The organism is Desulfovermiculus halophilus DSM 18834 (genome assembly GCF_000620765.1).
GTDB lineage: Bacteria > Desulfobacterota > Desulfovibrionia > Desulfovibrionales > Desulfothermaceae > Desulfovermiculus > Desulfovermiculus halophilus.
In genome coordinates, this window is sequence record NZ_JIAK01000012.1 from 16,752 (window position 1) to 40,111 (window position 23,360).

Consider the following 23,360-nt stretch of genomic DNA (forward strand, 5'->3'; position numbering starts at 1 on the left):
AAGATTTTCTTTCTTCGGGATCGGGATCGATATCCATAAGCTGAGGCTGCCTCCTGCACCGAATGACATATCCTTTCGATTTCGATAGCGATCCCGATTTCGATTTGGATTCTCCTAACCAATGCGGGCTCTTCGACACAGAAAGTGGAATTGCCTACATAAGAGTTTGCCGTCTCTTCTGTGTGCCGTAAGCGGCAGGCCCGCACATTTTCTTGGTCCCGCCACCCGGCACTCACGTGCATGATATGCTTTCGTCAAACAGAAAGCAGTGACCTGCACGTGAGTAGCCGGGAGGGGGCAGGGATCCCCCTTTGGCGGGACTTAGAAAATACCGGGCCGAAAGTGGGCACACAGAAGAGACGGCAAACTCCAAAAATCCACAGGCTACGTCGAAGAACCCCAATGCGCAAAGCCGTATTGAAAGGGCTTGCCCCGATCGGGGTATCTCATTTATTCTTGATCCGGCTGGACTGGGACAACCAAGAGGAACCAAGAATGTTCAAGACCGCATACCCGTTTTCAGGGAGCTTATGACCGCGAACCACACAGCCTTCCCCCTGCACGAGTCAACGTACTATCTCATTGTACGCACCGCCATGCACATGAAAACCGCACTGTACCGTTCCCTGCATCAGTCCGGAATAGGGGTCACCCCGGAGCAGTGGTCTGTGCTGTGCTGCCTGTGGGAAAAGGAAGGTCTGTACTTGACCGAGGTCACGGACAAGACCGGCCGGGACAAATACACCATCTCCAGGATCGTCAACCTCCTGGCCAAGAAAGGGCTGGTCGAAAGCCGCCCCGATCCAACTGACAAACGGCGGACCAACCTGTATCTGACATCCAAGGGCCGGGAACTGCAGGAGCCGTTGACCAGGCTGGTGGAAGACTTCACCGCCAAAGTGTTTCAGGACTTCTCCGAACAGGACATGGAGTACGCCAAACGCCTCACCCAGGGGATCGTCAACAACATCGAAAAGCTCCGGCTGTAGCCGGAGGCTGCCCCGGGATCAGAGCGAGACCGGCCCACGAGCCGCCTGGTTCGACACGAACAGCGGAACAAACCAAGCCGGTGGGGCATGGGGGACGCCTTATGCCGCCTTGCTGGCCTCAATCCTGGCCTTGCGTTTGGCAATCTGCTCGATGCGCCGGTCAAACCCCACGCCCAGAGCGTCCTTGGCCCCATAGGCCAGGGCCAGGCGACAGACCTCCATGGCCCTGTCGAACTCCAAGGCCTCGGTCAAGGCTATGGCATAATAGCTGAAGGTGAAGAAGTAGGGTTTTGCCCCGAACCGGTCCATAAGCTCAGTTATAATCCCTGGAATCTCTTTGAGATGAGCCTGGGCGGTGGTCATGAAAATGTCCCGGGCCTTCGGATCCTGATGCCGCTTGGGGAAGGTGTGGGCGATTATGTCCCGATACAAAAGATGCCGGTCAACCGGCTTTTCCTCGTACTCCAATGCTTCGATCATTCTGTCCAGGTCATTGACGATCCTGGCTTCCTGAGCTTCAGCGTGCTTCTTTTCCCGATACACTGAAACGGCAACAGGGGACGAATCTTCATGCGTTTCCTTTGACTCAGCTGGCTTAGTGAGTACAGCAGGAACAGACCCTCCAAGCCACGCGCCTTTTTTCCATACAAGAAAAGCAGCCAAGGGGGACAGCATGAGAGCGGCAAACATCAACCAGGACATAACCAAACTCTTTTTTGCTTATAGCGCCTAGATATCTTGATTTCAGAAGAACAAGAATTGACTTAAAAACAACACATTTTAACCAAATTACACATGGTTTTTATTCGAAGAAGGACCTGGAAAGATTAACTGTATGCAGATCTTTCATACTTATTTTTACAGCAATCTTTTATACCTGCACTATCTCAGGATGAAGCTTTCGATTCATGTGCAATGTAACTTCACGTCATTCACATTTATTGTTAGGACCAAGGGCATCCCTTGTCAAGAAAAATAATATGATTTTTTATCCCCCTCTTACTATTCGGTTTGTAAAGCTGAACAACGACTAGAAATGCAGGGCTCTTCTACACAGAAAGTGGAATTGCCTACATAAGGGTTTGCCGTCTCTTCTGTGTGCCGTGAGCGGCAGGCCCGCACATTTTCTTGGTCCCGCCACCCGGCACTCACGTGTATGGTAAGCTTAAGTCACACAGAAAGCAGTGATCTGCGCGTGAGTAGCCGGGAGGGGGCAGGGATCCCCCTTTGGCGGGAGTTAGAAAATACCGGGCCGAAAGTGGGCACACAGAAGAGACGGCAAACTCCAAAAATCCACAGGCTACGTCGAAGAACCAAACGCAGTGAGGAGACAGCCATGACTATGCGACTCGTCGGCATAGGTGGACTGGGGCTCATGCTCAGTCCGGCAGCCAGACATCTGTCCGGTTCAGACAGCGCGCAATTCGTTCGCATTCACGACCGGGGGACCAGGGATGAGCGCCGGGAGAGGTGCCGGAAAGCCTGGTCTGACCATGGGGCCGAGCTGGTCCAGGACCTGGAGGCCGTGATCGGAGACGGCAACCTGGACGGAGTGGTCATCTGTGCCGGTAAAAACGGGGACGACTGCCGGATCCTGCGTACCCTGGCTCCGATCATCCAGCAGAGGTGCGATCCATTGCCCTTTGTCCTGCATCTGTCCACGGTCAGCTCCAGCTTTGCCCTGTCCGCCCACTCTTTCTTGCAGGAGCAGGGCATTGCCTACGTCAACTATCCTCTGACCGGCGGTCCGGCCGGGGCCGAGGCCGCAACCATGCTTATCCTGGCCAGCGGCGATCCGGCCTTGTACAAACGACTGGAGCCGATCCTGCAGCAGCTTGGAAACCCGCAGTTCTTTGGAGAACGAGTCACCGCCGGAGCGGAGGTCAAACTCATCGGCCAGCTCATGGTCTTCAATGGATTGACCGGGATCTGCTCCGGAGCGGCCCTCAAGTCCGAGTGCTTCCAGGAACCGCTCACCGGACAGTCCCAAGCCCAGTTCTTCGACTTTCTGAATAACGGGGCAGGCGGGACCCGACAGTGGGATGTGGCCCTGAGCAAGGGGGTGAGGGATAATACCTGGGATCAGGGCTTCATGCTTCAGCACGCGGCCGTGGATGCCATCTATGCAGCTCACCTCTGTCTGGAGCAGGGGCTTTCCTCACTCACGGTCATGCCCATGCTGTGCACCGCTCTCTCCTTCGCCTTCGTGCTTGACAAGCACCAGGGGGCCCCTCTGGCCACCCACGCCGTGGTTCGGGAGCTGGTCGCGGGCAACGCTCCGGATATCGACGGTTTTGTCCAGGACAAACTGGACTTCTCCTCTCCGGAAAAGTCCCTGTACGCAGCCATCAATGCCCTGCCGTCCTGGATACAGGACAGCGTCCTCCTGGACGTGGACACAAGCAGCTTTGTGTAGCCCTGCGCATCTACTATCGAATCCGGATCAGCGTGAGCCGTAGAGACTGCTGTTATACTCGGGCAATGGGTGCACGCTGACCTGGTTGCGGGAGTCGGCGACCCTCTGGGGCGGCAGGGGGCGGGGAGAGAACAGGTATGCATAGCCGGGGGCAAGATGGGTCAGGGAGGAGGGGGGGAGCAGAACCCACAGCTTGTAGGCCTTAGCCGAGTCTTCCCGGCGAATGCGCAGAAATAGATCGTTGAGCTTCTCCTGGTCCTGGACCGGCTTCCAGCCCTTGGATCCGGTTCTGAGCTTCCAGGACAGGGTGTCCTCCCGGGGGACGAACAACAGGGCCGAAGGGATAACCGCCTGGCCCGCATAATAGACATCGAAACCGCTGTCCAGCCGGGCAAGGGTCTGCACAGACAAGGCATCGTCCAGCTTGGAGGCCAGCCTGGCCTGCCCCCGGTTCTCCGGAGCCGGCCGCCCAAAACGAAGGACAATGACCGCAATCCCGATGATGAAAATTGTACATGCAGCGAGGAGCCAGGTCTCCATATATCCTCCGGCTTAAGGCCCAAAGAGTTTGGGATTTCAGCACGTTTTGACTCGTGCAGTTGTCCAGGACCCTTGCAGTACAAGGTCGGGCGAACATAGCGCAGAATGTTTCGCTGGACAACACAATCCAAGTTTTGACCTTGCACCGCTTCTTTGGTAGGAGATGTGATAATATTTCCCATGACAACTGCGGGATGAGGGCATCTCGGCTCCAGTGCCGCGCAAACGAATGGAGTACGCGACATGCGTTATGGAAGCTTCAGCCACAATTATCGTCCGGATAAGCTCAGAGAGCTGATTAAGGAAGGCAAGACGGCCAAGGAAATCATGAAAGAGCTGTCCATCTCCAGGTGGTCCTTAAAGGAACATCTCCTCATGCTCCAGCACCGGGACAAAGCGTATTACGAAATTCCCGGGCTTCACGACGAGAGCCGGGATCCGCACCCCTCCTATACCCGGGAAGGAATCATCTTCTCCCCCAAGATGCTGGACAAGACGGGATTTAAGCCCGGTGATCGCTTTGAAATGACCGTGGAAAAGGATAAGATCATCCTGACTAAAATCACCTAATCCGCCTCCTTTCCGTTGTGCCCCAGGCCTCGTATCAGCCCTCCACCCAGGGTGATTCATCCAGGCCGCGATCGCTTTTTTGCCCGCCGCATATAAAATGCATAAACCGCACTTTTCCTCAGAGCATCCCACGGGAGGAACTGCATGGCCACAGGTGATTATTCAACAAAATTTCGCCCCGATCGTCTGCGCGGCATGATCGCCCAAGGCAAGACCGCCAGGCAGATCATGAAGGAATTGGGCATCTCCAGATACACCTTGAAGGAGCATCTTCTTCTGTTGCAGCGCAGGGATAAGCACTACTACGAAATACCGGGGCTTCTGGAGGAAGAGGAAGCCTTCCTCCGCACTCTCCGCCGCAGACGGGGATATGTCTGCTCCCCGGCCACTTTGTGCCTGCCCAACTTCAGACCTGCCGATGCCTTTGAAATGACCGAAGAAGAGGACGGCAGGACTGTTTTGACCAAACTCAACTAAAGGAGTTTCCATGACCGATACAAACTCTTCGCGGCGCATGTCGCACACCCTCCAGAATCTGGACAATAAGATCTTCAAATACGACATCCACCCCTGGGTGTTTTTCGGCGGGGCCGGGATCATCATCCTGGGGGTGCTGTTCACCCTGGTCCTGGGGGACACAGCGGATGCCATGTTCAGTAGTGTTCAGAGCTGGATCTCGAACTTCACCGGCTGGTTCTTTGTCCTGGTCATGAATGTGGTCCTCCTCTTCTGCTTCGGCCTGCTGTTCACCCGCTACGGGAACCTGCGCATCGGCGGTCCGGATGCTGAACCGGAGTTCAGCACCCTGGGCTGGTTCGCCATGCTCTTCAGCGCCGGGATGGGCATCGGCATCCTCTTCTACGGGGTAGCCGAACCCATGTTCCATTTTGTGGGCAACCCTTTTACGGAAGCCGGAACAGCTGAAAACTCACAAAAAGCCATGGATCTGACCTTTCTGCACTGGGGGCTGCACCCCTGGGCCATTTACGCCCTGGTCGGCCTGGGCTTGGCTTTTTTCGGATTCTCTGAAGACTTGCCCCTGTCCATCCGCAATATATTCTACCCCCTGCTCGGGGACCGGATTTACGGCACCCTGGGCAATGTCATCGACATCCTGGCCACAGTCTCCTGCCTGTACGGTGTAGCCACTTCTCTGGGGCTCGGCGTTCAGCAGGTCAACGCCGGACTGGCCCACCTCTTCGACATCCCCCAGACTCCCTGGGTCCAGGTGGTTCTCATCGCCGGCATTACCGCAGTTGCCACCTGGTCCGTGGTCCGGGGACTGGACTCCGGAATTAAGTTCTTGAGTCAGGTGAACATTGCCGTTGCGGCCATACTCATGTTTTTTGTCCTCATCCTGGGCCCGACCCTGTTTATCTGTAACGGATTTATCCAGAACATAGGCAGCTACATCCAGAACTTCCCCACCCTGTCCACTTGGAACGAGACCTATACCGGAGGGACCTGGCAGAACGGCTGGACCGTGTTCTACTGGGGTTGGTGGATCGCCTGGTCCCCCTTTGTGGGCATGTTCATCGCCCGAGTCTCCTATGGCCGTATGATCCGGGAATACCTCCTGGGCGTCCTCCTGGTCCCCACGGTGGTCACCTTCCTGTGGATGACCGTTTTCGGCAACAGCGCCATATTCATTGAACAGTTCGGGATGGGCGGACTGGCCAAGGCGGTGCAGGAAAACATTCCCGTCTCCCTGTTCGTCTTTCTGGAAAACTTTCCCTTCAGCATGATTACTTCCCTGCTGGCCATCCTGGTGATCATCACCTTCTTTGTGACCTCCTCCGACTCCGGCTCCATGGTCATCGACATCATCACCGCCGGGGGCAACCCGGACCCCCCCAAGCCCCAGCGCTTGTTCTGGGCCATTACCGAGGGATTGGTTGCTGCCGTCCTGCTCATGGGAGGCGGGCTGGTGGCCCTGCAGACTGCGGCCATCACCACCGGACTGCCATTTGCCGTCATTGTGCTCATGATGTGCTGGGCGGTGTTGCGCGGCCTGCGCAATTATGTGGACAAGTACGGCTGGGACGATTAGGCTTTTCGGAACATGGACAGTGATGCGTTATCAGTTATCCGGTCGGGATCAAGAAGCTGATAACAGTTTTCATCCAACTCAAAGGAGTCTTTATGTTTTCTGTAAAAGACACCCGAATATGGCCCATTCTGCTCCTTGCCGTTCTGCTGGCCTGGATCGCCGCACCGGTCCAGGCGGCGGACAAAGGACCGGTCAAGCTGGCCTATGTGGAATGGTCCTCGGAAATAGCCAGCACCAACCTGGTCCGGGCCGTTATCCAGGAAAAGCTGGGGCACAGCTGCGAGATTGTGCCCATGCAGGCGGATCAGATGTGGAAGGCCGTGGCCGAGGGCGAAGTGGATGCCATGGTCTCGGCCTGGCTGCCGGAAACCCAGAAGAAATACTACGAAAAGTACAGTGATCAGTGCGTGGACCTGGGGCCCAATTTGGAAGGGGCCAAGACCGGACTGGTGGTGCCCAACGTGACCCTGGGCCGGCAGACTGCGGCCACCGGGCTGCGGAACAAGCCGTACATCAAGGCGGAGTCCATAGCCGACCTTTCCGAGTACGCAGACAAGTTCCACCGGATGATCGTGGGGATCGATCCCCAAGCAGGGGTGATGCACAATACGCGGGAGGCCATGCGGGCGTATGGGCTGGAACGGTTCACCCTGACCCAGGGCAGTGAGCAGACCATGACCAGCGCCTTGGGCCGGGCTATCAGCAAGCAGGAATGGATAGTGGTCACCGGATGGGTGCCCCATTGGATGTTCGCCCGGTGGGAACTCAAGTTCTTAGAGGATCCCAAAGGTGTCTTCGGGGGCGAGGAGCACATCAATACAATCGCCCGCGAGGGGCTGGCCGAGGATATGCCGGACGTCGCCGAATTCCTGGACAACTTCTACTGGGAACCGGAGGACATGGGCCAGCTCATGGTCTGGATTCACGACGACAAGGGGCTCTATCCCTATGAAAAGGCCCTGCGCTACATCCGCACCCACCCAGACCAGGTAAACTCATGGCTTCCATAAGCTGACCTCATCACTCCGGCTCTTAGACACAGGAAGTGGACATTGCATACAGAAGAGATGACAAACTCCAGAAATCCACAGGCTTCGTCGAAGAATCATCATTCCTCAACCATTTCCAGGAGCTGCCCTTTGACCTGGGCGGCTCCTGGGGCATCGTTCCACTCCATTTCCACCAGCTCGGCGGTCCACTTCTCATGAATGGGATTGTACCAGATACCGCCCAGATATTCGCCGTCAGCCCAGACCACCGCCTGAAAACCGTTTGACCGCATCCGCTCCAGAATATCCAGGGTCTTTTGCAGACAGTCGTCACCCTGGATATCCTTGGCGATCACCTCGGCCTCGCAATGGGACATGGTCTCTATTGTTAGGGAATCCAAACTCATAACGTCCATACATTCCCCCCGGCATTATTTGGAGCCATCATTTTCATGCTTGGTTAGCGCTAGCGTGCCTGCGTTTTGGTAGGCACGCGGGTTTGCCTGCAATCAGCGGAAGGCCGTCTCTGACATCACCCACCGGCATCTTTATCCTGAGTGCAGACAATATCTCGTACCTGACAGCTCCGGCCATAGTCAACGGGCCTCTACCCGGCATCCTGGCGGCCGTTCTTATCGTCCCCTTCCCCTTCCTCAGGTTCAGGGGTCAAGCCTCCCAGCTCTTCTGCCTTCTTTTTGGCCGCCTCAGCCTTGGCCCGGGCTTTTGCGGACTTTTTGACCACCTGATCTTTGTGCCCGGCACTCTCCTTGAAGGCATCCTGCTTGGCCGCGAGCTCTTCTTCGCTTGCTCCGGAGATCTTGGCCGCTTCCAGCTCTTGATGCAGATCATCGGCCTTGGCAGCGGCCTTTTTCTCTTCATCTTCCAGCTTTTCCTGCTTTGCCCGGGCATCCTCATAGGCATGCACCGCCTTGCCCGCCTCCCCAGCCGGACCTTCTTCCGGTTCCGCATCCAGATCCAGATCCTCCGCAGCCAAACAGAGCACAGTGACCGGGAGCCGGGGCAGAAGCCAGTCCACATCCCCGCCGAACGGATCCACGATCTCAAAACGGCGCAGGCCGAAAGGCAGAAAGACCAGAGACGCATCCGCAGAATGCTTGACCACAGCCGAGGCATCCCCAGCCTCCACCCAGGAGGACTCGGCCTGAACCCGGTAGTTGTCCAGCACTTCCTGCAGGTCCTTGCTTTGGGTGTTCGCCTCAGCCGCACCCTGCACCCCCAGGACATTGATGGTGGCCTCTTGCCAAAAGGAATCCCTGGTCAGCAGGTAACCGAGCAGGAGCATGAGCCGACTGGTAGCTTCTCCCCACCACCAGATATCGATGCGCAGCTGCCGGTCTGCATCCTCAACCAGGGCCTGCCACTTGCTCTCCCCGGCATCCAGCATCAGGATATTGTGCCCCAGACGAAAGGCGGTGCGCAGGTTCAAGGCCGGATCTTCGCTTACCCGACCGGCATGGCTGGCATTGTGCAGCCAGTGCAGAAGGACGGTATTGGCCCGCAATGGTCCGACCCCGTAAGACTGAAGCAGAATGTGTATCCCGGTTCGAAGATCCGGGGCGGCAACGCCCAGGGCAAAGGCATGGGATTCATTGGCAGCTATGTCCTTGGCCAGTGCCTCCTGCTGCTCCTTGCTGTCTCTCAAGGCCTTGGCTCCTTGGCCTTCAGCGATGTTGACCACTGTGGTCAGGCCGCTTCCGCCTTCCAGCCACTGGGACATCCGCAACAGCTGCGGCCTCCGGTCCGGGTTGTCGGAAAAGGCCAGGATCTGAGGCCGCCAATGTCTGGGGTGCTCGCTTTCCCGGGCAGCGGCCAGCAAATGGGTGCGCACCTGCTGCAGATGATAGGAGCGCTGGCTGTCCGCCCATTTGGCTGGACCGCTGGTCCGGCGCAAGTATTGGTATAAGGCGCCGAGCACGGCCACAGCAGCCACTCCGCTGGCCGGACTGATGGCCAGCATGACTCCCAGGCAGGCCACGGCCCCGATCAGACTGAGCCGAAAATCAAAGAACCGGAATGTGGGCCGAAAAGACGGGCTTTGGGATCGTGCTTCATAAAAGGTGGCGTAGTTCAACAGGCCGTAGGAGAGAAGGAAAAACATGGAAACCAGGGGAGCGATGGCATTGAGCTTTCCCATTCCGACCACGCCCAGAGCAATGCCCGCACTGAGCAGGACCGCCCGCCTGGGGTTGTTCATCGGGCCGACTCCCTGGGCAAAAGGCAGAAGCCAGGCAAAGATCCGGTCCGAGGCCAGGGACTGCAGGATGCGGGGAGCTCCCAGAAAGGAGGCCATGGCCGAGGACAGGGTGGCGGCGATTACCCCGATCAGGACCAGCCAGCTGCCGTAGGCCACTGTCTGCATGGCCGCATATTCCGTCTGCAGGGTTCCGGCCGGCAGGCTGCCGGCCAGGACCCCGGCAGCCAGGACGTACACCAGCATGGACAGGCCAACCGCGGCAAAAGTGCCCAATGGAAGGCTGCGGGTAGGGTCCCGCAAGTCTCCGGACATGTTCACCCCTTGGGTGAAGCCGGTCACTGCCGGGAAGAACACGGCAAATACAGCCCAAAACCCGAGGCCCCCGGCCGGGGCGCTCCAGTTGGCAGCAGCAGTGGCCATTTCCCACTTCAGGCCTCCGCCCAGAAAAAAGGAGCCCAGGGCCAGGACCAAACAGCCCATGACCAGGTACTGGAATTTGGTGGCCCAGTCCGCCCCCAGCCAGGCCAGAAGAAAAAGAGGCAACAGTGCGTACAGGGCCAGAAGCTGGGGCGAGGTCCACAGGCCCGGGGGCAAAAGGACGGACAGGGCCTCGCCGAAACCTATGAGATAAAAGCCGATGGACACCGATTGGGCCAGGAACAGGACGATGCCCAGGGCCCCCCCGAACTCCAGCCCCAATGTGCGGGAGATGATATAATAGTACCCTCCGCCTTTGACCCGGAGGTTGGTGGCTATGGCCGCCAGGGAGATGGAGGTCAGGACCGAAATAACATTGGCCAGGCAGATAATCGCCAGGGCCCGGAGCAATCCGGCCTGGCCCACAACGAATCCCAGGCGGAGGAAAAGGATGATGCCCAGAATGGTCAAAATGCTGGGGGTGAACACCCCGCCGAAGGTCCCCAGGGAGCCTGTGGCCCGATTGGAATTCTGCATGCTCCTGCTCCTTGTATCTACCCGGTGCTGCCAGCATAGTGCGCCGACTCCGCTAGAGGCAAGCCTAATCTGATAAAAATTTTATCCTATATCTATTTGAATATCCATATAATCCACTCAAAGACATTCCCTACCTTTCAAGGAGGTATTGACATCATTTTCCATTCCCGGCTAGATAAAAGATAAAAAGTCCGAAGGAAGAAGCTCGAGGCGGCATTGTGAGCAAAAGAACGTATCGCAATATTCTGTACTGTACTGATTACTCTGATGATGCAGAGTCAGCGTTCGAGCACGCCTTTGATCAGGCCCGAAAACACAAGGCTGCATTGCACATAATGAACGTCATTCCCTCGGTAAACCCATGCGATATCTGCTTTGATGAGAACCTGGGGCACCATAAATGCCGCGAGGAATCAGATAGGGTAGATGAGTGCAGGAGACTGGAGGAACTGGGTGCCCTGAAAAAAGTATACCGTGAGCGTTGCCAAGATCTCAAAGAATATTTTTTCATCGTCCGGGTGGGTTCTCCTGATGTAGAAATCATAAAATATGCTGATGAAAATGCTATTGATATGATCATCATGGGCACAGCCGGACGATCAGAAAAAAAGAGGCGGGTCTACATCAAGACAGCCGCCAATGTTTCCAAGTTCGCCAACTGTCAGGTAATAACCATCGGCAGTCCGCAAATACAGTTCATGCCCCAAGCAGCAACTGATCAGATCGATTAAAGCGGGAACCGTATGGATATCTCCCAAAGAAGCGGCCTCCATGACCTAACCTTTAAAAGCATCATTGATGCCTTGCCCTGCTACCTGATGATTCAGGACAAAAACTTCAATATTCTGTTTGCCAACCACAGCTTTCAAAGCGATTTCGGTGCGAATGCCTTGGGTAAACAGTGTTATGCCGTGCTCAAGGGCGTTCACCATCAGTGCCCCGACTGTCCGGTCCGGGACACTTTCCGGGATAAAGGGTTCCATGTCTCGGAGGAGATGATTTACCTTCAGGACGGAACTGTTTTCGAAATGTTGGCTTTTTCCGCACCGTTGTTTGATGTGGTCGGCGATGTTGCAGCCTCCATAAAGCTTTTGGCCAATGTGGGCACCATCAAGAACATGCATCGGGAACTGGTGACCCTGGGCCAGTCCATTGCCCTGCTCTCCCACGACATCAAAAATATCCTGGAGGGGCTGCACGGGGGGATGTATTTGATGGAGGAGGGCATCCATGATCTGGACCAGGAGCTTTCCCGGAACGGGCTGGACATGGTCAAGCGGAATGTAACCGAGATCACTCGCATCACCCAGAACATCCTCTACTCGGCCAAAGACAGACAACCCGCCTTTCAGGAGATTCTGCCCGCAGATCTCGCCCGGCAGGCGGGACAGCTGTATGCGGACAAGGCTCAATCCATAGGGGTTCAGCTTCAGCTCCAGGTCAATCCCGATGTCCCGGCCCAGGAGATGGATCCGGCCGGGATCTCCAGGACCTTGAGCAACCTGGTCTGGAATGCCTTGCAGGCCTGCCAGCAGGACATGGAGAAAAGCAAGCACTCTGTATACTTACGCCTGGACTTTTACGACGACTTTCATTTTATGTTCGAGGTGGAAGATAATGCCAGGGGCATGGATTCCACAACAAAAGAAAATATATTCGCCGAGTTTTACTCTACGAAAGGCCACACCGGCACAGGACTCGGATTGATGGTTGTGGAAAGGATCGTCAAAAATCACCACGGAAAAATCGAGGTTCTGGCCAAACCGGAGAAGGGAAGCCTGTTTCGAATCATATTTCCGATCCAGCTCAGCGCCTTTATGAGCAATCTGCGCATGCAATGAAGCTTTATGTGGACACACGGACCAGACACGTATAGACAATACAAGAGATTCTTCAGTCGCTACGCTCCTTCAGAATGACAAGAAGGCATCAGAACCATCGGGCAGGCCGCCATTCTTTTGTTTGGGTTCTTCGACGTAGCTTGTGGATTTTTGGAGTTTGCCATCTCTTCTGTAGGCTATTCCACTTTCTGTGTCGAACAGCCTTTGTTTGTCATTCTGAGCGAGCCTGCGAGCGAAGAATCTCTCATGAAAATGGATACATGAAAATTATGCTCTAATGGCCTTTTTTAAGGCATTATTTTCGTGCTTCGTTAGCTAAAGCGTGCCTGCCCTTTGGCAGGCATAGGGGTTAACATGACCAGCCAGGGGGAGGTCGAGATGGAAAAGGCTAAAAATGTTTTGATTATCGACGATAACCAGGACTATGTGTTGGCCATGAAAACTTTTTTGACCAAAAGAGGATTCTCTGTACTGACAGCCCCGGATGGGGAGTCGGGCATCAGACTCATCTCCAAAGAGGTTCCGGACATCGTATTGCTCGATGTGATGATGGAGTCTTTGTATTCAGGCTTTGACGTCTGCAAGTTCATGCGCAACGACCCTGGGCTCAAGGATATTCCCATCATAGGCATTTCCGGCTTAAAGGACGAGCTGGGAATCAAGTACGATCAGGACAGGGACAGCGAATACTTCAGCCCGGACGCCTTTTTCGACAAGCCGGTGGACAAAGAGGCCCTGCTCAAAACCATGAACGATTTGCTGGGCTAAGGCCCGAATCCACCACTGGTTTTTGCGGTCAAATTTCATACTGAATAAGTATGCTTATGTCCGTGCTGCCCGCTCCAGGAAACCCGGCAATAAGGAGCGACCAAGGAGTTCGCCCATGTTTAAAAAGATACTTTTCGCCACCAGCGCCTCCCCGGCCTGCGACAATGCGGCACGGGTGGCCTTTGATCTGGCCCGGGTGCATGAGGCTGAATTGACGGTATTTCATGTCCTGGGCATCCCCAGCCACGGTTTCAGCCAAGGAGTCCAGGACTATAGATCCGGAAACCTGGAGGTGCTCAGCTCGGACTATACGGACTGGGTCCTGGAAGAACTGCGCCATTTGTACGAAAAGCAGCTAAAGACATACACCAATTGTCTGTTTGAGGTCGCAACCGGCATCCCGTCCCGGGAAATACTGCGCATGGCCCGAAAAATCGATGCCGACTGCATCATTTTGGGCGCACATACCAGCGATGAAGACGTGGCCATCTCCAAATACAGATCTATTGTGGGCAATACCCTGCGCAAGGTGAGCAAGGCGGCCAAGTGTCCGGTACTCATCGTTAATCGTCCATGCATGACCTGCTGGAACTACTTCACCCACATCGTGGTCGGGGTGGATTTTTCCAAGCCTTCGGATGCGGCCTTTCAGTTCGCCCTGCAAACAGCAAAAGACCTCCAAAGCAGCCTGCACATCTTCCATGCCTTGGACCTCAACCACCTTCACCCGGGTATAGTTCCGGATCAGGAGACTATTGAGAAGGCGATTGCAGGGGCCCAAAAAAAGTTGGAGTACCACTACCTTTCCAGACTGGGGGACTTTGAGGACGCTACCTACGATATCCGGGAGGGGGTTCCATTTGTGGAAATTCTTAAGTTCGCCAGGGAGAAGGAGGCCGACCTGATTGTTATGGCCCACCATGCCAAGGATGCGGACCTGGATGAGGCGGATATGGGCAGTACCGTCGAGCAAGTGGTCCTCCGCTCCGCCTGTCCAGTAGCCAATGTCAACCGCAGCCCGGGAAGAGAAGCCAGTCCCGAGCAGACTCATAAGCACTGAATTTGAACTCTCTCAGGTCCTACAAGACGTATTGCCCGAACTCGGACAGCTGCGGCACCAAACGGCAGGACAGCCTGCCTGGGCTCAAACCTTGACCAAAGGAATCGGATTTCATGTTCAGGAGTCGGCGACCCAGGAGTGAAGGCAGAGGAGACGGCTCACACCCGGTAACAGGCCTTAGGGGTACAGCCGCGATATGTCTGGGCCTTGTTGTGGTCCTTGGAGCCATTGGGTTTGTCCGGGCCGGAAACGCAGAGCGGCAAACCGCCAATCGCCCGGGGCTCATTCAGATCCGTTCCATGCAGGCTTTTGGTGAACGAGAGCTTCCTCCAGTGCGTTTTGCCCATGATCTGCACACCGATGCCCTGGCCGGCCAGGGGGACGCATGTACAGCATGTCATCCCCGGGTCAACGGCAGCTTAGTATTCACCTTTTCCCAGGTTCAGGCTGCGGATAAAGAAGATGCCAAGGCCCTGTATCACGACCGGTGCGTGTCCTGTCATCGGACCCAGAACAAGAAGGGCCGTGACTCAGGCCCCCTGGAGGGCGAATGCCGGAGCTGCCACCGATCCGGCCCCCGGAACGGACCTGAACAGGCCGAGGCCGGCATGGATCTCGTCCTGCATGCCGATCATATTGCCTCCATATCCAACCAAGACGAAGGCTGTGGCAATTGCCATCATACCTATGACCCTCAGAGCCAGAAGCTGATCCATACCAAAGGCCGAGAGCTCGGCTGCCGGGCATGCCACGGAGAGGACACCCGCACGGCCCTGTCCTCGCTGTCTCAGGCCCCGGCCGAATCTTTGTTCACACCCCGGGTTTCTCCGGAGTACCTGGCCGGAGGACAACCTCCCTCCTGGGGCCAGGCCGCACATCTTTCCTGTCTTAATTGTCATGTGCAAGCCCGCAACTCCGCCTCTGACCATGATCTTCAGGCACCTGTATCCTGCCGGGGATGCCACAGCAGCACCCAGAAACCGGCCCAGGATACCCACACTTTCCCCCGCCTGGAGCGGGGACAGCCGGATGCAACATTTATTGCCCCTGTTCCGGCCGATGTGAAGGCCGGTGGCAGTGATTTTGGGGAACATAACCTGATGCAACCGGTGCTTTTTGATCACAAGCTCCATGAGCAATCAGCAGACACCTGCCGGAAATGCCATCACCAATCCAGGCTGGAACCCTGCACCAAGTGTCACCGTCTGCAGGCCTCGGAAGAAGGAGGGATGATCACCCTGGACCAGGCAATGCACAGCCCTGGCTCAGAGCAAAGCTGTGTGGGCTGTCATCGCCAGCAGGCCAAAAGCAGGCCAGAATGCGCAGGATGTCATGTCTTTCGCACAGAATCCTGGGGCCAAGACACAGACACCTGCCGAATCTGCCATGATCCCAGGAGCCCGGACCACCAGGAGCTTTTGGACATGTCCTCCACGGAACGCTCCAGCAGGGCGGACAGCATGCGTACGCTCCGGGATCAAATGCCGCCAGACCCCGAACTCAAGCCTCTGCCCCAGGAATTCACCATCCAGCTGGACTCTGAAGCCTTTGGTTCCCTGACCTTCCCGGTCCGCTTGTCCTCCAGGGACATGGCCAAACTGCGGGATCGACTGACCAAAGCCTCTGAAAAGGAAACCACCCAGCAGCTGATCCAAAACATGCCTCGGGAAGTAACTATTGATCGGTTGTCCGACCAATATGGTCCAGTGAGCTTACCGCACGCCAGGATAGCGCTCGCCCTCCTGGAAGGAATTGAGCCCGATTCCCTGGCTCAGGCCTTTCACCAGGACCGGTTTACCCTGTGTCAGGGATGTCACCACCAGTCTCCGCCCAGTGCAAACCCGCCGTCCTGCGCCAGCTGCCATGCCCGGCCCTTTGGGCCCACTACCCCGGACCGCCCGGGTCTGAAGGCTGCCTATCACCGCATGTGCATGGACTGCCACGACCGGATGGAGATAGACGAACCGACGAACACCGACTGTTCTGCCTGCCATGCGCAGAATAAATCCCGCATTATCAGGGACATAAAGTAAAGGCGAGGAGCTGGAATATGCACAGACGAACATTCCTGGGCCTGCTCGGTGCAGCCGGAGCGGGAACCATGGCCCCCGGCCAGGCCGGGGCGGGAACACACTCTGATTTTCCAGGACCTGCGCGGCAGATGGGTATTGTCTTCGACGCAACCCGGTGCATCGGCTGCCGGCGATGCGAACAGGCATGCTTTGAAGTCAACGGACTGCCCCAGCCGGAGCAGCCGTTCGACGATCTTTCAGTCCTGAATGCCCAGCGCAGGCCGGATGACAAGGCCTATACCGTAGTGAATAAGTACACGCCGCAAGAGGCAGAACAGCCTGTCTACATCAAAACCCAGTGCAACCACTGCCTTGAGCCGGCCTGCGCCTCTTCCTGCTTTGTCGCCGCCTACACCAAGACCCGGGAAGGGGCTGTAATCTATGATCAGTCCGTCTGTGTCGGCTGCCGCTACTGCATGATCGCCTGTCCCTTTGAAATCCCGGCCTACACCTATGACCGTCCGGTCAGCCCCAGGATCATGAAATGCACCATGTGCGCCCCGCGAATAGCCCAGGACAAGCTTCCCGGATGCGTCCAGGCCTGCCCCAAAGAGGCCCTGACCTTCGGTCTCCGGGAAGAGGTCCTGTACCAGGCCAAGGAGCGTATCCGCCGGAATCCGGACCGGTACATCGATCACATCTACGGGGAACGTGAAATGGGCGGGACAAGCTGGATGTATCTCTCCGGAGTCCCATTCCACCGGCTCGGCCTGCGGGAAGACCTGGGAACGACCCCGGCCCCGAAGCTGACCTCCGGGGCCTTGGCCGCCGTACCCATGGTCACCGCTTTATGGCCCGTTCTGCTCGGTGGGGTGTATTTCATCACCAAGCGCAAAGACCTTCTCGCCTCCAGAGCGAAAAAAGAGGCTGTGGCCTCAGCCCTGGAAAAGGCTCAAGAAGAGCATCGGGCCGAGCTGAAGAAAGTCAGGGAAAAAGCGGAGAAGGAAAAGCAGGCGGCCATCGACAAAGAGGTCCAAAAGGCCCTGGACCGGGCGGCAGACGAACAGAAGAAGGAGGATTCCTGATGTCTCAAGAGAGCACGGCTGCAGGAAGTCGTCTTCAGCTCACCCCGGGCCGCCTCCTGGTCGGGTGCATCATACTTCTTGGGCTGATTGTCACCTTCCTTCGTTTCACTCAGGGGCTGGGGGCAGTGACCAACCTGGACCACAACACTCCCTGGGGCCTGTGGATCAGCTTCGATCTTCTCTGCGGTGTGGCCCTGGCCGCCGGAGGCTTTGTTACCTCCGCCGCAGTGTACATATTCGGCCTGCACAAGTATCACTTCGCGGTCCGCCCGGCCGTGCTCACCGGATTTTTGGGATACGCCCTGGTGGTCCTGGCCCTGACCTATGACGTGGGCATCCCCTGGCGTCTGCCGTATCCCTTTATCGTCCAGCCCGGACCGAGCTCTTTTCTCTTTGAGGTCGGCTTGTGCGTGGCCTTGTATCTGACTGTGCTTTTCCTGGAGATCTCTCCGGCAGCCCTGGAGTGGCTGGGAAAACGCCGCCTGCGGAGCATCGTGGTCAAAATGACCCTGGTCCTGACCATTTTCGGCGTTATTTTATCCACCCTGCACCAATCCTCCCTGGGTGGGCTGTACCTGATTGCTCCGTCCAAGCTGCATCCCTTGTGGTACTCCGCCTATCTCCCTTTGGGCTTTTTCATCTCCAGCATAGTGGCCGGGCTTTCCATGGTCATCTTCGAAGGCGCCCTGTCCTCCAGATTTATGAAGCACAAAATGGACGCGGAGCACATCAGGCACAAAGACGACCTGGCCATTGGGTTTGCCAAGGCCGGAGCCGTGGTCCTGGCCGGCTACTTTTTCATTCAGCTCTCCAGCCTGGCCGCAGACAATGACTGGGCCTATCTGAGCACCGGCTACGGGGCCTGGTACCTTCTGGAAATAGGGGGCTTCGTGGCTCTGCCCTGCCTGCTTTTCGCTCTGGGAGCCAGGGAAAAAAACGTCCGGCTTATACGTTGGACTGCAGTCCTGGCCGTGCTGGGCATTGTGCTCAACCGGTTCAATGTGTCCCTGGTGGCCTTTAACTGGCACCTGGCCCCGGACCAGCGATACTTCCCCTCCTGGATGGAGTTTTCCATCTCCATCTTCTTGGTCACCCTCGGCGTTCTGGCGTATACCTTCGTGGTCACCAGAATGCCTGTCTTGTTCGAACATCCGGAATACGCAGAGGAGTAAGGCCATGCAGGATTTTTCCACCCTTCACGAGTTCATGTCCTTCACCAAGGGCCTGACCTATGTCCTGATGGGAGTGATGCTGGTTGCTCTGGGCGGTGTGTGGGCTTTTCTGACCAGCAGGGATGAAGACGAGTAGGCTCTATGTGAGGAGGAGTGCATGTACGATCTCTTAACCGGACCCGTCTTTGTTCTGGCCTTTGCCTTCTGCATCATCGGCCTGCTGGTCAGGGCAGCTGTGTACATCAAAGGACTGGACTGGCGCCTGGACCGGGTGGCATATGCCCAGTATCCAAAGCAGGGGGCCAAGGGAGCCCTGCGCTCCATCGGGCACTGGATTCTCCCTTTCGGATCCCGGAACTGGCGGGTAAAGCCATTGTTTACCCTGGTCTTTTTCACCTTTCATCTCGGGCTGATCATCACCCCCCTCTTTCTGCAGGGCCATGCAGTCATTGCCCACCAGCGCCTGGGCCTGGCCTGGCCCGCAATTCCCATGGCCCTAGCCGATGCTTTGACCATAGCCGTGCTCATCACCGGCGGCATTATCCTGGTCCGCCGCCTCGTCCTGCCCGAAGTCAGGATTTTGACCACTGGATACGATATTGTCCTTCTCCTGTTGACCCTGGCTCCGTTCGTCACCGGGTTGCTGGCCGTCCAGAACGCACCCGGGTATGTGTATTGGCTCTATGCCCACATCATCCTGGGCGAGGCCCTGCTCATCGCCATACCCCTGACCAAGCTGTCCCATATTGTGCTTTTCTTCCTGACCAGGGCCCAAATCGGGATGGACTTCGGCATCAAGCGGGGCGGGATGAAGGGCCGGGGAATCAGTTGGTAGATGATGAAATCCAAAGCATTTGATCCAAAACCTCACAGCGGAGTCACCCATATGTCCGAACTGCAGCTTTGCTCTCCGCAACCTGTTCAATCCAAGGAAGACCTGGACGCCCTTCTGGCCGATACAGGAGGAAGACAGTACTACGAAGAGATGAAGCACCTGCCAGTGGATACCGCCAAACTCAAGGCAGCCTTGGACAAGACCTGCAAGTCACGCATCCGGACCTGGCTCGATCTCTGCGCCCATTGCGGACTCTGCGCGGACAGCTGCTTCTTTTATCTGACCAATAACCGGGATCCGAAGCAGGTCCCGGCCTATAAGATCCAGTCCACCCTGGGCGAGATTGTCAGGCGCAAAGGCAAGGTGGACACCGATTTCATGATCCGGGCCATGGACTACGCCTGGTCCCGCTGCACCTGCTGCAACCGCTGCGGGATGTACTGCCCCTACGGCATCGACATGGGGGTTATGTTCAGCTATCTGCGCGGCCTGCTTTTCAGTCAGGGATTCGTGCCCTGGGAGATGAAGATCGGCTCGGGCATGCACCGGGTGTACCGGGCCCAGATGGCGGTGACCTCTGAGGACTGGGTGGAGACCTGCTCCTGGATGTGCGAGGAGTACGAAGACGACTGGCCCTCTCTGCAGATCCCGGTGGACAAGGAAGACGCGGACATCCTGTATCTGGTCAACGCCCGGGAGCCCATGCACTATCCGGACGACATCGCCGAGGCGGCCATTTTGTTCCACATCGCCGGCGAGAACTGGACCGTCTCCAGCACCGGGTGGGACATGACCAGCCTGTCCATGTTCGCCGGAGACTGGGAGGCCTGCACCATGCAAGTGAATACGGTGTATGAAGCCATGGAACGGCTGCGGCCCAAAAGAATGGTCGGCACCGAGTGCGGACACGCCTTCCGGGCTACGGTGACCGAGGGGCCGTATTGGGCCGGCCGCCGGGACGGGCAGCCTCCGGTGCCTTCCCTGCACTATGTGGAATGGGTGGCCGAGGCCCTGCGAAGCGGCAAGCTGAAGATCGATCCGGCCAAAAAGATCAAAGAGCCGATAACCCTTCAGGATTCTTGCAACTACATCCGCAACCACGGACTGACTCAGGCCACTCGGGAGATCATGAGCTATCTGGCCGACGATTTCCGGGAGATGACCCCGAACAAGGAGCATAACTTCTGCTGTGGGGGCGGCGGGGGTTTAAACGGCATCGGGCGCTACCGGGAACAGCGCAACGTGGGCCTGCGCTGCAAGCTGGATCAAATCAAAAAGACCGGAGCCACCCAGGTGGTGGCTCCCTGTCACAACTGCTGGGACGCCATCCGGGACATGGAAGAGGAATACAAGGCCGGCATCAGCTGGTCGTTCTTAAAGCCCCTGCTCTTGAAAATGGTCGAAATCCCGGAACACCTGCAGCCAAAAGAGGAATAAGGGCTTCCTCTGCGTATTCCTAGAAATAACTGTTTAGGAACGCAAAGTAGCGGTCAGGCGCAAGGGATTGAGCAGCAGATCCAGGGCCGGGATAATGCCCGGCAGGGCGATGTCTGCTGAAAGCAGGCTCTCTCTGGATGTTCCCTCCTCCAGCATGATCGCCAGCCCCAGGGCCGCAGCCTCCAGCATCATCCGGTCGTTGCGGCCGTTGCCCACGCATACGCATCTGTCCGCTCCCAGGTCTTGGACAAAGGCCAGCTTCTGGCCGACCTGATCCTCTTGGCCCAAAATCTTCACTGAACAGGCCCAGTCCTCGAGCTTGGCCTGGACCTTGCCGAAGGTGTCCGCGGTGATCACATGCACCTGGACCTGCTCGGCCAGCTTCTCCACCCGCCGCCGGATGCCCTGGACCGGCTCGCCGTCCACAGCCATGGTCCCGTTGTAGTCCATGACCACGTGCTCCAGGTTCAGCTCCCCAAAATCCGGGATGTCGATCCGCAGCATACTGTTCTCCTCTATTTTCCGGCTCTTCGACACAGAAAGTGGAATTGCATCTATAAGAGTTTGCCGTCTCTTCTGTGTGCCGTAAGCGGCAGGCCCGCACATTTTCTTGGTCCCGCCAAAAGGGGGAAACCAGGCACTCACATGCATGATATGCTCAGTCCATCTGAAAACAATGTCCATCATGTGAGTGCCTGGAGGGGGCAGGGATCCCCCTTTGGCGGGGCTTAGAAAATACCGGGCCGAAAGCGGGCACACAGAAGAGATGGCAAACGCCAAAAGTCCACAGGCTACGTCCAAGAACCTGTTTTCCCCTGTTCATTATCCCTCAAGGCTAGAAGCCCGGCCGAGCCTCCTGACCCGATCATCCAGTCCTTGTCTAGTATCAACAAACTGCCGGCCAGTGCAAGCACAAGCGGTCATAAAGCCTTTTCCTGATTCCCAGCCGTGAAGCTGCGTTCCAAGCTGTCCCCATCCATTACCTTTCCTGATCTCTTAGCGACCAGTTGATTACAAAAACCAATTGGAATGGCAGGCAATTCATATGGTACGTGTGCTCGGTGAGTAAAAAAATGGGCCCGAAATGCAGATATGGAGGAGAGAATGAATACAGACTTCCGCCGGATGTGGGCCGAGCTGGGCATGGATCTTGATGCCCACGATGCCCTTCTGGAGGCCCTGAACCAGGGCTACCGGGATATCTATCTCAGCCAGAAGAACCGTCCCCACGGTATGCGCTATTTTGACTTTGTCCTGGGCCAGGTGCACGGGCAGCGCATCCAGGAACTGCGGGAAGAACACCAGGCCGGGCGCAAGATAATCGGCTCCTACTGCGTGTTTGTCCCGGAAGAGATCGTCCTGGCTGGAAACGCCACCCTGGTCGGCCTGTGTTCCGGAGCTGATTTCGCCATGGAGGAAGTGGAAAAGGTCCTGCCCCGGAATACCTGCGCCCTGATCAAATCCTCCTTCGGCTTCAAGCTGGGCAAGGTCTGCCCCTTTCTGGAGGTATCGGACATGGTCGTGGGTGAGAACACCTGCGACGGGAAAAAGAAGTCCTACGAGACGCTGCGGGATCTAGTGGACAACATGTACGTTATGGATATGCCCCAGATGAAGACCGAAGAGGGCCGGGACCTTTTGCGCAGCGAGTACAAGCGTTTTCTGCAGGCGGTGGAGGAGCTGACCGGGACGAGCATAGATGTGACCGGCTTAAGGCAGGGAATCCAGACCGTGAATGCCAAACGCCAAGCCATGGCCAGGCTGCAGCGCCTGCGCTGGGCTGACCCTGCTCCCATCTCCGGCCTGGACGGGCTCCTGGCCAGCCAGGTCTTTTTCTACGACAACCCGGAGCGGTTCACCAAGTCGGTGAACACCTTGTGCGATGAACTGGAAGCACGGGTGGAAAACAAGGAAGGCGTCATGCCCCAGGGCACTCCCAGAATCCTGATGTCCGGGTGCCCAATGGCCGTGCCCAACTGGAAGATGCCCTATCTGGTGGAATCCGCCGGCGGAGTGATTGTGGGGGAAGAATCCTGCGTGGGCGAGCGGGGCAACCGCAACCTGGTGGATGATTCCGGAGAAACCCTGGATGAACTGATCGAGGCCATTGTGGATCGCTACTTCCAGATCGAATGCGCCATCTTTACCCCCAATCCGGACCGCCTGGAACGGATCAAGAAGATGTACGCCGATTCCAAAGCCGACGGGGTCATCCACTACAGCATCCAGTTCTGCCAGCCCTACATTATGGAATCCATCCCGGTGGAGAAGGCCCTGGAGGCAGAGGACATCCCCTGCCTGCGGGTGGAAACCGATTACAGCATGGAGGACGCCGGGCAGCTTTCAACCAGGATCGAGGCCTTTCTGGAGGTGCTCAAGTAGCTGCCAGGTGAGAGCCCCCCCTGGCGTACTGATTGTCAGGTATTA

22 protein-coding genes are annotated in these 23,360 nt (G+C 56.9%); 17 read left to right on the top strand and 5 right to left on the bottom strand.

The features are described 5' to 3' along the window. The first annotated feature begins 530 nt into the window (after nucleotides 1–530). Nucleotides 531–989 (top strand): MarR family winged helix-turn-helix transcriptional regulator, encoded by a 459-nt coding sequence (locus N902_RS18690; protein WP_051564408.1) that lies wholly within the window; start codon nucleotides 531–533, stop codon nucleotides 987–989. Between the two features lie 99 nt (nucleotides 990–1,088). On the opposite strand, the gene N902_RS0107245 is transcribed toward N902_RS18690, so the two are convergent. After that, entirely contained in the window at nucleotides 1,089–1,469 is a 381-nt protein-coding gene (locus tag N902_RS0107245; protein ID WP_153304163.1) for a hypothetical protein, read from the bottom strand. A gap of 856 nt (nucleotides 1,470–2,325) precedes the next feature. On the opposite strand from N902_RS0107245, the gene N902_RS0107250 reads away from it, so the two are divergent. Next, complete coding sequence (locus tag N902_RS0107250; protein WP_027370396.1) at nucleotides 2,326–3,405, top strand: NAD(P)-binding domain-containing protein; 1,080 nt, start codon at nucleotides 2,326–2,328, stop codon at nucleotides 3,403–3,405. Between the two features lie 27 nt (nucleotides 3,406–3,432). Here N902_RS0107250 and N902_RS0107255 read toward each other — a convergent pair whose 3' ends face one another. Further along, on the bottom strand, nucleotides 3,433–3,945 hold the full coding sequence (locus N902_RS0107255; protein WP_027370397.1) for a hypothetical protein: 513 nt from the start codon (nucleotides 3,943–3,945) through the stop codon (nucleotides 3,433–3,435). Between the two features lie 243 nt (nucleotides 3,946–4,188). On the opposite strand from N902_RS0107255, the gene N902_RS0107260 reads away from it, so the two are divergent. The 4 genes from N902_RS0107260 to N902_RS0107275 all read left to right on the top strand — a co-directional run bounded on the left by N902_RS0107260 (nucleotide 4,189) and on the right by N902_RS0107275 (nucleotide 7,575). After that, nucleotides 4,189–4,515 (top strand): hypothetical protein, encoded by a 327-nt coding sequence (locus N902_RS0107260; protein WP_027370398.1) that lies wholly within the window; start codon nucleotides 4,189–4,191, stop codon nucleotides 4,513–4,515. A 144-nt stretch (nucleotides 4,516–4,659) separates the two neighbouring features. Then, nucleotides 4,660–4,992 carry a helix-turn-helix domain-containing protein gene (locus tag N902_RS0107265; protein ID WP_027370399.1) on the top strand — a complete coding sequence of 111 codons (333 nt, stop codon included), beginning with the start codon at nucleotides 4,660–4,662 and terminating at the stop codon, nucleotides 4,990–4,992. 10 nt (nucleotides 4,993–5,002) lie between these two features. Continuing rightward, nucleotides 5,003–6,565: a BCCT family transporter gene (locus N902_RS16870; protein WP_084287982.1), complete on the top strand. Its 1,563-nt coding sequence runs from the start codon at nucleotides 5,003–5,005 to the stop codon at nucleotides 6,563–6,565. A 92-nt stretch (nucleotides 6,566–6,657) separates the two neighbouring features. Next, on the top strand, nucleotides 6,658–7,575 hold the full coding sequence (locus N902_RS0107275) for a glycine betaine ABC transporter substrate-binding protein (protein ID WP_027370400.1): 918 nt from the start codon (nucleotides 6,658–6,660) through the stop codon (nucleotides 7,573–7,575). A gap of 98 nt (nucleotides 7,576–7,673) precedes the next feature. On the opposite strand, the gene N902_RS0107280 is transcribed toward N902_RS0107275, so the two are convergent. Together N902_RS0107280 and N902_RS0107285 are read right to left on the bottom strand one after the other, a co-directional pair. Next, on the bottom strand, nucleotides 7,674–7,961 hold the full coding sequence (locus N902_RS0107280; RefSeq protein WP_208596279.1) for a hypothetical protein: 288 nt from the start codon (nucleotides 7,959–7,961) through the stop codon (nucleotides 7,674–7,676). Nucleotides 7,962–8,161: 200 nt separating this feature from the next. After that, nucleotides 8,162–10,723 (bottom strand): APC family permease, encoded by a 2,562-nt coding sequence (locus N902_RS0107285; RefSeq protein ID WP_027370402.1) that lies wholly within the window; start codon nucleotides 10,721–10,723, stop codon nucleotides 8,162–8,164. A 218-nt stretch (nucleotides 10,724–10,941) separates the two neighbouring features. On the opposite strand from N902_RS0107285, the gene N902_RS16875 reads away from it, so the two are divergent. The 10 genes from N902_RS16875 (at nucleotide 10,942) to hmcF (ending at nucleotide 20,933) form a co-directional block, all read left to right on the top strand. Further along, a complete protein-coding gene (locus N902_RS16875) occupies nucleotides 10,942–11,454 on the top strand; it encodes a universal stress protein (protein ID WP_027370403.1) in 513 nt (170 codons plus the stop codon). Nucleotides 11,455–11,466: 12 nt separating this feature from the next. Beyond that, a complete protein-coding gene (locus N902_RS0107295; protein WP_027370404.1) occupies nucleotides 11,467–12,564 on the top strand; it encodes a sensor histidine kinase in 1,098 nt (365 codons plus the stop codon). A 378-nt stretch (nucleotides 12,565–12,942) separates the two neighbouring features. After that, nucleotides 12,943–13,332 (top strand): response regulator, encoded by a 390-nt coding sequence (locus tag N902_RS16880; RefSeq protein ID WP_034622172.1) that lies wholly within the window; start codon nucleotides 12,943–12,945, stop codon nucleotides 13,330–13,332. Nucleotides 13,333–13,447: 115 nt separating this feature from the next. Next, nucleotides 13,448–14,392, top strand: coding sequence for a universal stress protein (locus tag N902_RS0107305; RefSeq protein ID WP_027370405.1), 945 nt, complete (start codon nucleotides 13,448–13,450; stop codon nucleotides 14,390–14,392). A gap of 113 nt (nucleotides 14,393–14,505) precedes the next feature. After that, a complete protein-coding gene (gene hmcA / locus N902_RS0107310; protein ID WP_084287985.1) occupies nucleotides 14,506–16,425 on the top strand; it encodes a sulfate respiration complex hexadecaheme cytochrome HmcA in 1,920 nt (639 codons plus the stop codon). Between the two features lie 17 nt (nucleotides 16,426–16,442). Beyond that, nucleotides 16,443–17,489 (top strand): sulfate respiration complex iron-sulfur protein HmcB, encoded by a 1,047-nt coding sequence (hmcB, locus tag N902_RS0107315; RefSeq protein ID WP_027370407.1) that lies wholly within the window; start codon nucleotides 16,443–16,445, stop codon nucleotides 17,487–17,489. Further along, the gene (hmcC, locus tag N902_RS0107320) at nucleotides 17,489–18,661 is read left to right on the top strand and encodes a sulfate respiration complex protein HmcC (protein WP_027370408.1); all 1,173 of its coding nucleotides are present in this window, start codon (nucleotides 17,489–17,491) and stop codon (nucleotides 18,659–18,661) included. The genes hmcB and hmcC overlap by 1 nt, the downstream gene beginning before the upstream one ends. A 4-nt stretch (nucleotides 18,662–18,665) precedes the next feature. Then, on the top strand, nucleotides 18,666–18,797 hold the full coding sequence (gene hmcD, locus N902_RS20500) for a sulfate respiration complex protein HmcD (RefSeq protein WP_279614652.1): 132 nt from the start codon (nucleotides 18,666–18,668) through the stop codon (nucleotides 18,795–18,797). A gap of 21 nt (nucleotides 18,798–18,818) precedes the next feature. After that, nucleotides 18,819–19,496 carry a sulfate respiration complex protein HmcE gene (gene hmcE, locus N902_RS0107330; protein WP_027370409.1) on the top strand — a complete coding sequence of 226 codons (678 nt, stop codon included), beginning with the start codon at nucleotides 18,819–18,821 and terminating at the stop codon, nucleotides 19,494–19,496. A gap of 51 nt (nucleotides 19,497–19,547) precedes the next feature. Next, nucleotides 19,548–20,933 (top strand): sulfate respiration complex iron-sulfur protein HmcF, encoded by a 1,386-nt coding sequence (gene hmcF, locus N902_RS0107335; RefSeq protein ID WP_027370410.1) that lies wholly within the window; start codon nucleotides 19,548–19,550, stop codon nucleotides 20,931–20,933. Nucleotides 20,934–20,966: 33 nt separating this feature from the next. Here hmcF and N902_RS0107340 read toward each other — a convergent pair whose 3' ends face one another. Beyond that, complete coding sequence (locus tag N902_RS0107340; protein ID WP_027370411.1) at nucleotides 20,967–21,437, bottom strand: HAD family hydrolase; 471 nt, start codon at nucleotides 21,435–21,437, stop codon at nucleotides 20,967–20,969. Between the two features lie 600 nt (nucleotides 21,438–22,037). On the opposite strand from N902_RS0107340, the gene N902_RS0107345 reads away from it, so the two are divergent. Beyond that, entirely contained in the window at nucleotides 22,038–23,315 is a 1,278-nt protein-coding gene (locus tag N902_RS0107345) for a double-cubane-cluster-containing anaerobic reductase (RefSeq protein WP_027370412.1), read from the top strand. Nucleotides 23,316–23,360 lie beyond the last annotated feature (45 nt).